Raw genomic sequence first — 13,333 nt, 5'->3', positions numbered from 1 at the left:
ATGACGGCCGGGATGGTCTGCTCTAGGACGGCCTTAGGACGCCGACACCTAAAAAGGCGTTTCGGCAGGTTTCGGCGGAGGGCCGCACATGAGCGAGCGCAAATATTTCGGTACGGACGGGATTCGCGGCAAGGCGAACACCAGTCCGATGACGGCCGAGGTCGCCCTGCGCGTCGGTCTGGCGGCCGGCAAACTGTTCATGTCGGGCGACGACCGCCGCCATCTGGTGGTGATCGGCAAGGACACCCGCCTGTCGGGCTATATGATTGAGCCGGCCCTGGTCGCCGGCTTCGCCTCGGTCGGCATGGACGTCCTGACCTTCGGGCCGTTGCCGACGCCGGGCGTGGCGATGATGACCCGGTCGATGCGCGCAGATCTGGGCGTGATGATTTCCGCCTCGCACAATGATTATGCCGACAACGGCATCAAGCTGTTCGGCCCTGACGGCTACAAGCTGTCGGACGAGACGGAGCTGAAGATCGAGTCCATGATGGACGACGGGCTGAACGAGGGGCTGGCGGTCTCGGACCGGCTCGGTCGGGTGAAGCGGATCGACGACGCCCAGGCCCGTTATATCGAGATCGCCAAGGCCGCCTTCCCGCGTAACCTGTCGCTCGCCGGCCTGCGCATCGCCATCGATTGCGCCAACGGTGCCGGCTACAAGGTCGCCCCGACCACCCTCTATGAACTGGGTGCCGAGGTCTGTCCGGTCGGGGTGTCGCCCAACGGCACCAATATCAACGCCGACTGCGGCTCGACCCATCCGGCGACGCTGGCGGCGGTGGTCAAGGAGAAGCGGGCCGACATCGGCATCGCGCTCGACGGCGACGCCGACCGACTGATCGTCTGCGACGAAAACGGCAAGGTCGTCGACGGCGACCAGATCATGGCCCTGATCGGCCGCGACTGGGCCAGGCGCGGGGTGCTCAAGGGCGGCGGCGTCGTCGCCACCGTCATGTCCAACCTCGGCCTCGAGCGCGCCCTGACCGGCGACGGCCTGACGCTGGAGCGGACCCGGGTCGGCGACCGCTACGTCATGGAGCGGATGCGCGAAGGCGGCTTCAACCTCGGCGGCGAACAGTCCGGCCACCTGATCCTGCATGACCACGCCACCACCGGCGATGGCCTGATGGCGGCGCTTCAGGTGCTGGCCGTGCTGGTCGAGAGCGGCAGACCGATGAGCGAACTGGCCCGCCAGTTCGAGCCCGTGCCTCAGCTGCTGCAAAATGTCCGCTTCACCGGCGGCAAGCCGCTCGACGACGCGAAGGTCAAGGCCGCCATCGCCGAGGCCGAGGCCGCACTGTCCGGTCAGGGTCGCCTGCTGGTCCGCGCGTCCGGCACCGAGAAACTGATCCGCGTCATGGCTGAGGGCGACGACGGGGCTTTGGTGAAGCGGGTGGTGGCCGATGTCGCGGCGGCGGTGAAGGCGGCAGGTTAGCCCTCAACCCGCGCCTTCAACTCCGCCAGTCTGGACACCGCGTCGCGCGTATAGGGTGCCAGCCAGCGGTCATGGACGGCCCTGATCGGTTCGGCGTTCAGGTGGTTCCAGCGTTCCCGCCCCTCGCGCCGGACAATGATGAGGTCCGCCGCCTCCAGCGCCTTCAGATGCTGCATGACGGTGCAGCGATCCAGCCCGTCTTCCGCCTCGCATAGCTGGCCGGTGGTCAGAGGCCGGTCTTTCAGCGCATCCAGCAGACGCCGACGCGCCGGATTGGCCAGGGCCTTGAAGACGGCGTCCAGATCGTCATCGTTTGACATGTTATAAGAATATAACACATAAAGCCGGTCAGCAACCACGGAGAGAGACGATGGCGCTGAAATTCGAGGTGTCGATGCGGGTGTCGAAACCCGTCCACGAAGTGTTCGAGGCGGTCGCTGACCCGGCGAAACTGTCCAGCTATTTCACCACCGGCGGCGCGGTCGGGCGGCTGGCCAGCGGCCAGACGGTGCAGTGGGACTTCGCCGACTTCCCCGGCGCCTTCCCGGTCGAGGTGGTCGAGGTCGTCCAGGACCAGAAGGTCGTCCTGAAGTGGGAGGCCAACGAGGGCGTGCCCGAGGACGGCCAGCCGGTGGTCGGCGCGAAATACATGACCACGGTGACGATGAGTTTCTCGCCGCTCGACGGCGATACGCGCACCCTTGTCCGCATCGGCGAGGAGGGCTGGCGCGACACGCCGACAGGGCTCAAGGCCTCCTACGGCAACTGCATGGGCTGGACCCAGATGCTGGCCTGCCTGAAGGCCTTCGTCGAACACGGGCTCAACCTGCGCGAAGGCGCGTTCCGCTAGGCCTTCAGCGCCGCGACCACGTCCTCGATCCGCTTCCTGATATCCGGCACGGCGATGGTCTCCCAGAAGGCGGCGCGGGCCGGGGGGCCGAGGACGAACAGGCGCGGGTCGGCGCTCCCGTCGGCGGCCAGCACCCGGCCGGAGGCGTCGAGCTCAAGCCCGAGCCGCAGCGGATCCAGCCGCGCCCGTCCGCCGGTCAGCAAAGGCCCGGTGACCGGATCGGCCTCTGGCGCATGGCCCGGACCGGTGCAGTCGATCAGCCAGCGGGCGGTCAGCGGCGGCCGCGCCTGACCCCGCCGCATCCAGTCGAGCCGGACTCCGGCATCGTCGGCCACGATCCCCTTCACCCGGCCCGCGACGACGCTCAGCCGCCCTTCGGTCATGAGCCGATCGATGAAGACACCGATCCGGGGCGCGATCCGGTGGCGATGCACATCCCACCAGGGCCTCAGATGCCGCACGATCCCCCGGCGCGTCGCCAGATCGGCCTTCGCCCATAGGTCGGCGGTGACCGGCCTCAGACCCTCCATCATCTCACGCCAGCCGGCGTCGCGGGCCACGACCCGCGATGCCTTCATCCGCCCCGACAGCGGGCCTTCCAGCATGGCGAGGTTCGGCGCTTCTGGCGGATCGGGCAGGTCGGCATGCGCCCGGGGGAGGAGCCCCCGCCGCGACAGGGCCTGCGCCCGGCCGCGCCAGCCATCTCCTTCCAACGCCTGTAGCATGTCCACCATGGTCAGGCCGGTGCCGACGATCAGGATGTCATCGTCCGCCCTGATCGCCTCCAGCGCGCCGGGGGCCCAGGGGTCGGACAACACGCGGGGCGATGCGCCAGATGTCGTCTTCGGTGCCGGGTTGCCGGTGGTCAGAACGACGGCGTCGGAGGCGATCCGTCGGCCGTCTGACAGGGTGAGGCCGTCGGTCTCGACGCTCGCTACCTCGCCCGTGATGCGATGGATCAGGCCCGGATAAGCCGCTTCGACCTCGGCCAGTCGCGCCTGGACATAGCGGCCGAACACAAGGCGCGGCGCGAATCCGTCGGGATCGGCGAATTCGGGCGCATTGGCCTCCAGCCAGCGGACGAAATGATCCGGCTGATCGGCCAGGGCGCTCATCCGCGAGGCGCGGACGTTGAGCAGATGCCCTTCGAACGACGTCGAATAGGCGACGCCCAGGCCGAAATCCGGGGTCCGGTTGATCAGGGTCGAGGCGATCCCGGCCTCGGCCAGTCGCGCCGCCAGCATGGTGCCGGAGAAGCCCCCGCCGACGATGGCCACCCTGTCGATCCGTCCCGCCATGCCGCCTCCCGCCCGTTGCGGCGGTTCTGGACCGCGCCGGGCCGGGGGTCAAACGGCCGCGTCCCTCTCCCCCTTGCGGGAGAGGGAGACCACACACGGCGGCGCAGCCGTCGTCCTTGTGTGGTCGGGTGAGGGGTCGCGCCGGCGGCTGGAGCGAGTGGTGGCAGAGCTGGCTGAACATCAGCGCGACCCCTCATCCGACCTCGCTTCGCTCGGCCACCTTCTCCCGCAAGGGGAGAAGGAACTCGGGCCATACCCATCAACGGATCGTCCGAATCCGCCTTTGGAATCATAGCCCGGCTCTAACGAGAGGCCTTTTATCCATCACGGCCTGAAACGCCCTTACACTCGTGTCTTCATTGCGCGACGTGCGGGACATCCGGACTCGCCGGACCCGGCGGACTCTGTTTTTGAGTCCGGACGCGGCGTCAGGGAAAGGAGGCCTCAGATTTCCTGGTTGTAGGTGCCGACTTCCGGGTGGGCGGCGAGGCGGGGCTTCACCTCCTTGTGGAACAGGTCGCGCATGTCGTCTTCCGACCGCATCGACTCGACCACCACGACCATCTCCGGCTTGTTCGACGAGGCGCGGACCAGGACCCAGGACCCGTCTTCCAGATGGACCCGCGCGCCGTTGACCGTGATGACCTCGACGATCTTGCGACCCAGAATCGAGCCGCCCTCGGCCGCCAGTGTCTCGTATTCGGCCACGACCCTGGCGAGGACGTCGTATTTGATCTCGTCGTCGCAGTGGGGCGACATGGTCAGGCTGGTCCAGGCGTCCGGCAGGGACGACTTGAGATCGAACAGGGTCTTGCCGGGATTGCGGTCCAGCATCTGCAGCACGGCGGCGGCGGCGACCAGTCCGTCGTCGTATCCGCGGCCGATCGGGTTCGCGAGGAAGAAGTGGCCCGACTTCTCGAACCCGGCCAGGGCGCCCAGTTCGGCCGTCTTGCGCTTGATGTAGGAATGGCCGGTCTTCCAGTAGACGGTGGTCGCGCCATTGGCCTTCAGGACCTCGTCGGTCTTGTAGAGGCCGGTCGATTTCACATCGACGACGAAGGTGGCGTTGGCGTGCAGGGCCGACAGGTCGCGGGCCAGAAGCAGGCCGATCTTGTCGGCGAAGATCTCTTCGCCCGTGTTGTCCACCACGCCGCAGCGGTCGCCATCGCCGTCGAAGCCCAGGGCCAGGTCGGCACCGGTTTCCTTCACCCGCGCGGCCATCTGCATCAGCATGGCGTGGTCTTCGGGGTTCGGATTGTATTTGGGGAAATTGTAGTCGAGGTCGCAGTCCATCTCGATGACATCGCAGCCCATGCGGCGCAGGGCTTCAGGGGCGAAGGCACCGGCGGTGCCGTTGCCGCAGGCGCAGACGACCTTCAACGGCCGGTTCAGCCTGATCGAGCCGACCACCTCCTGGAGATATTGTTCGCGGAAGTTCTCGACCCGCTCCAGACGTCCGCCGGCCCGGGCGACGCCGGTTCCGGTCAGAACGATCTCCTTCAGCCGCCCGATTTCCTCGGGCCCGAAGGTGACGGGCGGGTTGGTGCCCATCTTGACGCCGGTCCAGCCGTTCTCGTTGTGCGAGGCGGTGACCATGGCGACGCAGGGGGCCTCCAGCGCGAACTGGCCGAAATAGGCCATCGGCGACAGGGCCAGACCGATGTCCAGAACCTCCATCCCGCCTTCCAGAAGGCCGATGATCAGGGCGTGTTTCACGGTCGAGGAATAGGAGCGGTAGTCGTGTCCGACGACGATGCGCGGCTGGACGCCGGATTCGTGGACGTAGGTGGCCAGGGCCAGACCCAGGGCCTGGATGCCGAGCAGGTTTATCTCTTTTTCCAGTATCCAGCGGGCGTCGTACTCCCGGAAGCCTGTCGGCTTGACCAGGGGGACGGTCTCGAATTCGAAGGTGTTCGGAACCAGGTCCTGGCGGGGCTTCAGCATGCGATGTCCTTGAAAGGCAGGAGGGTTCGGCGAGGCGGTATAGCCGCAGGGGGGCGGGCCCACAACAACGCCCGACCCCTGTTATCGCTGCCCTGCGAAACCCATGCGACAGCCTCCGCTTGACCCCCGCCGAGGCCCGCCCTACCCGATGCAGACCGAAATCGGAGAGCCCATGCCCCGCCTGATCCTGCTGCGCCACGGCCAGAGCCAATGGAACCTCGAAAACCGCTTCACCGGCTGGGTCGACGTCGACCTGACGGCCGAGGGCGAGGCCCAGGCGCGGCGCGGCGGTGAACTGATCGCGGAGGCCGGGTTCAGGCCTGCCGTGATGTTCACCTCGGTCCTCACGCGTGCGAAACGCACCGGAGCCCTGGCGCTGTCGTCGGCGGGCCTGTCCAACATTCCCGTGGTCGAGGACTGGCAGCTCAACGAGCGCCACTACGGAGGCCTGACCGGGCTGGACAAGGCCGAGACCGCCCTGAAGCACGGCGAGGACCAGGTGAAGATCTGGCGGCGCAGCTACGACATTCCGCCGCCGCCGCTGGAGGCCGGCAGCGAGTGGGACTTCTCGAAGGACGCCCGCTATGCCGGACAGGCCATCCCGGACACCGAGAGCCTGAAGACCACGCTCGACCGGGTCCTGCCCTACTGGAACGAGGCCATCGCGCCGCGGCTGAAGGCCGGGGAGGACGTGCTCATCGCCGCCCACGGCAACTCTCTGCGCGCCATCGTCAAACACCTGTTCGACGTGCCCGACGACCAGATCGTCGGGGTCGAGATTCCGACAGGCAACCCGCTGGAGATCGACCTGGACGCCGATCTGAAGCCGGTTTCGGCCCGCTATCTGGATGCCGGGCGCGCCACCGAACTCCCGGCCATCGCCCCGGCCGCAGCATGAGCGGGGACGCGGTCCATATGCGCCGGGCCATCGACCTGGCGCTCGACCGGATGGGCGAGACCTGGCCCAACCCGGCGGTGGGCTGCGTCATCGTCAAGGACGGCAGGGTGCTGGCTGAATCCGCGACCGCTGCGGGCGGCCGGCCTCATGCCGAGGAGCAGGCCGTGCCGGCGGCCGGTGCCGAGGTCGAGGGTGCGACCGCCTATGTAACGCTTGAACCTTGCGGCGCGCGATCGTCGGGCCGGGCCTCGTGCGCCCAGTTCCTGGTCGAGGCGAAGATCGCCCGGGTCGTGGTGGCGGCGCTGGATCCGTCGCCGTTCGCCTCGGGTCGGGGCACTGAACGGTTGCGTCAGGCGGGACTCCAGGTCGAGACCGGCCTGATGAAGGAGGAAGCCGCGGTCCTGTCCGAGGGTTTCCTGCACCGGCTGGAGACCGGCCGGCCGATGGTTCGGATCAGCGCCGACGGCAAGGGGTTCGACGCCCGTTTCGCCGCATCGGCCCGCGCCGACCTCATCACCGAGCTGAAGCGGTTGGGCGAGGCCGGCTATACCCGCCTTTGGACCTCTTCCGGTGAACTGGCCGACGCCCTCGCCGAGCAGGGCCTGCTGACGTCCTAGAGCCTGACGCCCGTTCGGGCGACCTGGGGCAGGCTTCGCGACGCCTCTGATATCTCACGGAACACCAGCGTTTTCGAAAACCTTCCTTAAGCGACCCTGTCCCATGATGGGACCATGTCAGCAGTCCCGGAAGGCGTCCTTCGACGCCGCATCAGCCAGCAGGAGGCCGACGTGATCTGCGCGCGTCACGACCGCCTGTGGCAGGCGCGCCCCGGCGGCGCGCGGGCGGTCTTCGCCTGGATGGACCTCTCAGGCCTCAATCTCAGGGGCCGCAATCTCGCGGACGCCGATTTTGCCGCCTCGTCGATGATCGGGTGCGACCTGAGCGGCTGCAAGCTGGACAACGCCTCCTTCTTCGGTGCGGACATGCAGGACGCAATCCTCGTCGAAGCCTCGCTGCGGCGCGCGGATCTGCGCGGCTCCTGCCTGCGCGGCGCGGATCTGTCGGGCGCGGACCTGTTCGAGGCCGATCTTCGCGAAGGCACGATCGCCTCGGCCGACCGCAAGGTAGGTTTTCGCGTGGTTGAGGCCAGGGGACGTGAGCTCACCCAGGCCCAGGGCGTGAGCCTGGTCGGGGCCAATCTGCAGCGGTCGCGCCTGTCCGGCATTGCGGCCCAGTCGGCGGACTTCTCCGACGCCATCATGAAGGACTGCAAACTGGTCCGGGCGAACCTCAAACAGGCCAATTTCCGGGGTGCGGACCTCGCGGGGGCGGACATGTCCGGGGCGGATCTCACAGGGGCCGACCTGCGCGACGCCATCCTGGTCGGGGTTATCTCGTCGGCCTGGCGGACCGACGGCGCCAATCTGGACGGCGCTCTGACAGACGGGGGTTCGGCCGGAGAACCCGTGGCCCACCTGCCGGCGGCCGATATGCTGCACGAACACGCCACCTGGTGCGAGAGCGGGGGCTCCGAGGGCCAGCCGTCGGTGTTCGACGATGTCGATCTGCGTGGCCTGGGCTCGATCACCGGGCTCAACCTCACCGCCCTTTCGGCGAAGCGCGCGGTCTTCTACGGTCTGAACATGGAAGGGGTGCAGCTTCAGGGCGCGCACCTTGAGGGAGCGGACCTGCGCTCGGTCAATCTGCGTCGGGCGGACCTGCGCGGGGCGCGACTGGTCGGGGCGCGCCTCAACGGCGCGGACCTGCGCGAGGCCCAGCTCGGGCCGCTGATGCTCGGGCCGGACCGTTTGTTCCCGGTCGACATGACCAGGGCCGTGCTGCGCTCGGTAGACTTTTCCAGGGCGGATCTGCGTCGCTGCGTCCTTGTCGGCGCGGACCTGACCCGGGCAACCATGCATGGCGCCCAGACGCGCCATGTCGATTTTACAGACGCGGTTCTCGCCGGGGTCCGCGGACTTCAGCGGGAGGGGGATACGGCATGACGATGGTGAGGCGCCGCCTTGGCCAGGGCGATTTCGACCTGTTCGCCGCCGCCCACGAGCGGTTCGTGACCGGCAAATCCGGCGGGCGCAGGTTGTCGCTGAAGTTCGTCGATCTGACGGGACTCTCCATGGCGCACCGGGTCCTCGACGATGCCGATTTTTCCGGCTCGATCCTGGAGAACTGTAGCATGGCCGGGGCGCGACTGGAGCGGGCGGTGCTGTTCGGTTGCGACCTGCGCGGCGCCGACATGACCCGCGCCTGCCTGAGGCGGGCTGATATCCGGGGAACCTGCCTGCAGGGCGCCGACCTTTCAGAGGCCGACCTGACCCAGGCCGATTTCCGGGAAGGCGTGATTGCCGTCCCGCACGAGACCAAGGGTCTCGCCTCGGCTCGCCACGAGACCCGGACCGGTCTGGCGGATGGGGCCCGCTTCGCGGGGGCGACCCTGGACGGGTCGCGCTTCGACGGCGTCAGTGCCTGCAAGGCTGACTTCACCGATTGTTCGATGCGGGGCGCCCGACTGAACGGCGCCAATCTGAAGGATGCGGATCTGTCCGGCGCCCTTCTCGAAGGCGCCGACGTCGGCGGGGCCAATCTGGCGGGCGCGCGCCTGTGCGGCGCCATCCTGACCGGCGTAGCCATGGACAGGGCCAGGCTCGACCGCACCGACACGACCGGTTCCATCCGGGAGCCCGACGCGGCGACCATCGCCCGGGCCGAGGAACTCTATCAAATGGCGCTGGACGCCAACGCCTGGGCTGAAAGCGGCGGCGTTCTGGGCGGCCCGGCTGTCCTGGACGGCGAGGACCTTCGCCCGCTCGGCGATCGGCTGAAGGGGCTGAAGCTGTCGGCTATCAGCGCCAGGGGCGCCTGCCTGGCGGGGCTCGATCTGCGCGGCACCCAGCTGCAGGGCGCGAATTTCGAGAAGGCTGATCTGCGTGGTGCTCTTCTGGGCAAGGCGGACCTGCGCGGTGCCCGCTTCGGTGAGGCTCTGATGACCAAGATCGACCTGACCGGTGCCAACATCAGTCCTCTGCCCCTGGGACCGACCCGCAGCGTGTCGTCGACCTTCGGCGGCGCGCGGATGCGATACGCCGAACTGGTTCGCACCGATCTGTCCAAGGCCAATCTGACGGGCGCTGACCTGACCGGCGCCAATTTGACAGGCGCCGATCTGGACGGCGCGAACCTGACCGACACCCGCGTCGATCGTGTGACGGGCATGCGACAACCGGCGGTCGCCGCCTGACGCAAAAAGAGCGGCCCGAAGGACCGCCCTTTCCATTCGCTCGCGATGCCTGAGGCTTACGCCGCCTCGCCTTCGATCAGCGCCGCCGCCGCCGGGGTCGCGATCTCGATGCGCCGGGGCTTGAGAGCCTCGGGCAGCTCGCGCTTCAGGCTGACGGTGAGGAGGCCGTTGTCGAGCGCAGCCTCGGTCACCACGACATAGTCGGCCAGCTGGAAACGGCGTTCGAAGTCGCGCTCGGCCAGCCCCCGATGCAGATAGGTGCGGTTCGCCGACGCATCGTCATTGGCGGTCTTCCGGCCGGCGACAGTGAGCAGGTTTTCCTTGACCTCAAGGGTCAATTCGTCGGGCTTGAAACCGGCGACGGCGATCTCGATCCGGTAGGCGTTCTCGCCCGTGGTCTCGATGTTGTAGGGAGGCCAGCCGTTCTCCTGGCTGGTGCGCGCGGCGCTTTCCAGCAGGCCGGCAAGACGGTCGAAGCCCACGGCGGAACGATAGAGGGGGGTGAAGTCGATGGTACGCATGTCGATCTCCTGATCATCAGCAAGATTGAACCGTCCCTGCCCCCCAAAGTTGAGAAGGTGCCCGGGACGGCGGTAGGGATCAGCCCGAACGGTCCCTTCTGGGCCCCGCCTGGTCTGCAAGAGCCCGGGATCGGCGCTCTCGAATGAAGAGGTGGGAAGTCTGCATGCGGCGTCAAGACCCTGACGATTGCAGGATCGTCACTTGCCCGTGCGCGACCGGTCCTTAAGGTGCCGCCACCTCATTCAGGAGACAACCATGCGCGCGTCGAAACTCATTCTCGCAACGGCGATCGGACTTTTGTCGGCGGCCGCTGCGGCGGCCCAGACCATGCCGGCGTCCGGCGAAACCCCAGCCCAGCGCGTCGCGCGCCGGGAAGCCATGCCGGCCCCGGTCCTGCAGGAGGATGAGGCGCTGCAGGCCGCGATCGGCTCCGATGCGCGTCCGGCCGCAGACGTCGCCCGCGACGCCTATCGCCATCCGTTCGAGACCCTGACCTTCTGGGGGCTGACGCCCGGATCGACGGTGGTCGAGATCGAGCCGGGTCGGGGTGGCTGGTGGAGCGCGATCCTGCAGCCCTACGCCGCTGCGACCGGCGGGACCTATGTTCCCGTCAACCGTCCGCTGGAAGGAATGGTCGTGGCCGACGGCACGGCGGACCTGATCGTGGTGGCCCGCGCTTTCCACAACTGGCACCGGTCGAACCCCCAGCGCACGGGTCCCTATCTTGCGGCCTTCTTCAAGGCCCTGAAGCCCGGCGGCATCCTGGCCGTGGAACAGCATCGCGCGGCTGAGGGACTGAACGCCGATGCGACGGCCCCCAGCGGCTATGTCTCGGAAAGCCACGTCATTCAAGCCGCCCGGGCGGCCGGTTTCGTGCTGGATGGACGCAGTGAGCTGAACGCCAATCCCAAGGACGATCATAATCACCCGTTCGGCGTCTGGACCCTGCCGCCGGTGCGGACCAGTGCCGCGCGCGAGGGCGTCGCTACCGACCGCGCCACGCCCCTGACCGAGGCCGAACGCGCCGAATACGACGCCATCGGCGAGAGTGACCGGATGACGCTGCGCTTCCGCAGGCCGGCCTGAAGCACGAGGCTTTGACGGCATTGGCGAACCTCTCTATCCCAACCCGGTTCGGGGCGGCATGGCCCTCCGGACTTCGGTTGTTTGGGGAGTGTTGATGCGGGATCGGGCGCGGATCGGGCGAAACGAGCCGTCGCGTCGGGCCATGCTCGTCGGGGCGGGCGTCCTGCTGATCTCGGGCCTTGCTTCGGGCCTCGCCGCCTGCGGCCGCAAGGACGAAAAGTCCACAGGTCCCGAAGCGCCTTCTGGCCCCCCGGAAGGCTCGCTTGAGTGGGCGATCCAGGGGCCGTGGCGTGCTGCCGACAGGCCGCGTGATATCTACCGCCATCCTTTGGAGACCCTACGCTTCTTCGGCCTGCAGCCGCCGATGCACGTGGTCGAGTTCTGGCCCGGCAGCGGCTGGTACACCGAAATCCTGGCCCCCTATCTGAACAAGGGTGGCGGTGAGTATTATGGTGCGGGCTTCGTCACGGGCGAGGGTGCGAACCCCGCCCAGGCGGCGCTGGTGGCGAACTTCGAACGTCGCTTCGGCTCTGACCGCAGGCTTTACGGCGAAGTGAAGTTCAGCGCCTTCGGGTCGGCGACCGGCCCGGTCGCGCCGGCCGGGACGGCCGACATGGCCTTGTTTATGAGGAACATCCACGCCTGGATGGCCGCCGGGATCGCGGAGAAGGCCTTCGCCGACGCCTATGCAGCGTTGAAGCCGGGCGGTGTTCTGGGCATCGAACAGCATCGCCTGGCTCCGGATCAGGATCAGGATCCCGCCGCCGCGAACGGATACGTCCAGGAAGCGTTCGTCAAACAGCTCGCGGCCGAGGCGGGGTTCATCTTCGTCGCGGCGTCCGAGATCAACGCCAACCCGGAAGACACCAAGGACCATCCCTTCGGCGCCGAGACCCTGCCCCCCCGTCTCTTGACGGCGGCCCAGGGAGAGGCTCCCGACCCGACCTTCGACACTGCCAAATACCGCGCGATTGGCGAGAGCGATCGCATGACCTTGAAGTTCAGGAAGCCCGAGTGAACCGCGCCGCCGCCTTTGCAGCCAATGCCCCGCTGATGGGCGTGCCCGGAGCCGCCGCTCCCCCGGGAGGAGTCGGCGAATGGTTCCGGGGCGCCGGGGGACTGCGCTTGCGGGCCGCGTTCTGGACCCCGTCGGCGCTCGTCGCGCCGAAGCCCCGCGGCACCGTGGTGCTGAGCCCGGGACGGACCGAGCCGATCGAGAAATATTTCGAGGTCATCGGCAATTTCCTCGCGCGCGGCTGGTGCGTCCTGGCCCATGACTGGCGCGGCCAGGGCCTGTCGGCACGCCTGCTGCCCGATCGACTGAAGGGCCATGCCCGGGCGGTCGAGGAGTTCCAGGACGACTACGCCCGGCTTCTGGATGCGTTCGAGACCCGCGCGCCCAAGCCGTGGATCATGGTCGGCCATTCGATGGGCGGGGTGTTGAACCTGCTGTGTCTGGAAGCGGGAGAGACCCGGTTCGCCGGCGCGATCCTGTCCAGCCCCATGCTGCGTATCAAGACCGGCAAGCGGTCGATGTGGTCGGTCAAACTGGCGGTGCGCTGGAATGTGCGCCACGGCAAGGCCGGGGACTTCGTCCTGGACGATGCCGACGATCCGTTCGACCACACCTTCGAAAAGGACGCCCTGACGTCTGACGAGACCCGGTATGAACTGTGGCGTCAGCAGCTCTACGCCTGTCCGCACCTCGCTGTCGGCGGCCCGACCTGGGGCTGGCTGGCGTTCGGTATCGACGCGGGCGAGCGATCGCTGAAGCCCAAGGCGCTGAAGTCGGTGCAGATTCCCTGCACCATTGTGCAGTCGGGCGACGACGACCGGGTCTGGAAACAGACCAACCGTTGGGCCGCCAAACGGCTGGGTCGCGGTCGCTATGTCGAGGTCGACCACGCCAAGCACGAGGTCATCATGGAGGCCGACGATCTCCGCGCGATCTTTCTGAACGAGTTCGACGCGATGGCGGATTATGTCTCGCCGATCAACGACCTCGCGGCGGTGGAGGCGGAGACCGACGCAGTCGCCTGAGCAA

The 13,333-nt window shown here is 67.8% G+C and carries 13 protein-coding genes; 9 read left to right on the top strand and 4 right to left on the bottom strand.

All coding sequences use genetic code 11. The annotated features are described in order from the left end of the window. Nucleotides 1-88 precede the first annotated feature (88 nt). Entirely contained in the window at nt 89-1,438 is a 1,350-nt protein-coding gene (glmM, locus tag ACW18A_RS14995; RefSeq protein WP_492022504.1) for a phosphoglucosamine mutase, read from the top strand. On the opposite strand, the gene ACW18A_RS14990 is transcribed toward glmM, so the two are convergent. Continuing rightward, a complete protein-coding gene (locus ACW18A_RS14990) occupies nt 1,435-1,758 on the bottom strand; it encodes an ArsR/SmtB family transcription factor (RefSeq protein WP_492022503.1) in 324 nt (107 codons plus the stop codon). The two genes, glmM and ACW18A_RS14990, sit on opposite strands and share 4 nt — an antisense overlap. A 50-nt stretch (nt 1,759-1,808) precedes the next feature. Here ACW18A_RS14990 and ACW18A_RS14985 point away from each other — a divergent pair, with 50 nt between their 5' ends. Beyond that, nucleotides 1,809-2,288, top strand: coding sequence for an SRPBCC domain-containing protein (locus tag ACW18A_RS14985; RefSeq protein ID WP_492022502.1), 480 nt, complete (start codon nt 1,809-1,811; stop codon nt 2,286-2,288). On the opposite strand, the gene ACW18A_RS14980 is transcribed toward ACW18A_RS14985, so the two are convergent. Both ACW18A_RS14980 and ACW18A_RS14975 read right to left on the bottom strand, forming a co-directional pair. Further along, complete coding sequence (locus ACW18A_RS14980; protein ID WP_492022501.1) at nt 2,285-3,586, bottom strand: FAD/NAD(P)-binding protein; 1,302 nt, start codon at nt 3,584-3,586, stop codon at nt 2,285-2,287. The two genes, ACW18A_RS14985 and ACW18A_RS14980, sit on opposite strands and share 4 nt — an antisense overlap. A gap of 444 nt (nt 3,587-4,030) precedes the next feature. Continuing rightward, on the bottom strand, nt 4,031-5,530 hold the full coding sequence (locus tag ACW18A_RS14975) for a phosphomannomutase/phosphoglucomutase (RefSeq protein ID WP_492022500.1): 1,500 nt from the start codon (nt 5,528-5,530) through the stop codon (nt 4,031-4,033). A gap of 172 nt (nt 5,531-5,702) precedes the next feature. On the opposite strand from ACW18A_RS14975, the gene gpmA reads away from it, so the two are divergent. The 4 genes from gpmA (at nt 5,703) to ACW18A_RS14955 (ending at nt 9,681) form a co-directional block, all read left to right on the top strand. Next, on the top strand, nt 5,703-6,428 hold the full coding sequence (gene gpmA, locus ACW18A_RS14970; protein WP_492022499.1) for a 2,3-diphosphoglycerate-dependent phosphoglycerate mutase: 726 nt from the start codon (nt 5,703-5,705) through the stop codon (nt 6,426-6,428). Further along, complete coding sequence (locus tag ACW18A_RS14965) at nt 6,425-7,045, top strand: bifunctional diaminohydroxyphosphoribosylaminopyrimidine deaminase/5-amino-6-(5-phosphoribosylamino)uracil reductase RibD (RefSeq protein ID WP_492022498.1); 621 nt, start codon at nt 6,425-6,427, stop codon at nt 7,043-7,045. Before gpmA ends, ACW18A_RS14965 begins: the two co-directional genes overlap by 4 nt. A gap of 114 nt (nt 7,046-7,159) precedes the next feature. Next, nucleotides 7,160-8,431, top strand: coding sequence for a pentapeptide repeat-containing protein (locus tag ACW18A_RS14960; protein ID WP_492022497.1), 1,272 nt, complete (start codon nt 7,160-7,162; stop codon nt 8,429-8,431). Beyond that, nucleotides 8,428-9,681, top strand: coding sequence for a pentapeptide repeat-containing protein (locus tag ACW18A_RS14955; protein WP_492022496.1), 1,254 nt, complete (start codon nt 8,428-8,430; stop codon nt 9,679-9,681). Before ACW18A_RS14960 ends, ACW18A_RS14955 begins: the two co-directional genes overlap by 4 nt. A 56-nt stretch (nt 9,682-9,737) precedes the next feature. Here the strand turns inward: ACW18A_RS14955 and ACW18A_RS14950 are convergent, their stop codons facing one another. Next, nucleotides 9,738-10,202, bottom strand: a complete 465-nt coding sequence (locus ACW18A_RS14950; RefSeq protein ID WP_492022495.1) for an Hsp20 family protein — start codon at nt 10,200-10,202, stop codon at nt 9,738-9,740. A 328-nt stretch (nt 10,203-10,530) separates the two neighbouring features. Between ACW18A_RS14950 and ACW18A_RS14945 the strand changes: the two genes are divergently transcribed. From ACW18A_RS14945 to ACW18A_RS14935, 3 genes are all read left to right on the top strand, one after another. Further along, nucleotides 10,531-11,289 (top strand): class I SAM-dependent methyltransferase, encoded by a 759-nt coding sequence (locus ACW18A_RS14945; protein ID WP_492024407.1) that lies wholly within the window; start codon nt 10,531-10,533, stop codon nt 11,287-11,289. A gap of 94 nt (nt 11,290-11,383) precedes the next feature. Further along, a complete protein-coding gene (locus ACW18A_RS14940) occupies nt 11,384-12,307 on the top strand; it encodes a class I SAM-dependent methyltransferase (protein WP_492022494.1) in 924 nt (307 codons plus the stop codon). Then, nucleotides 12,304-13,329 (top strand): alpha/beta hydrolase, encoded by a 1,026-nt coding sequence (locus ACW18A_RS14935; RefSeq protein ID WP_492022493.1) that lies wholly within the window; start codon nt 12,304-12,306, stop codon nt 13,327-13,329. The genes ACW18A_RS14940 and ACW18A_RS14935 overlap by 4 nt, the downstream gene beginning before the upstream one ends. Nucleotides 13,330-13,333 lie beyond the last annotated feature (4 nt).

The sequence above is a fragment of the Brevundimonas sp. AVps5 genome (genome assembly GCF_058681515.1).
The sequence above is the reverse complement of the archived record's forward strand: the minus strand, read 5'-3'. Positions and strand labels throughout refer to the sequence as shown.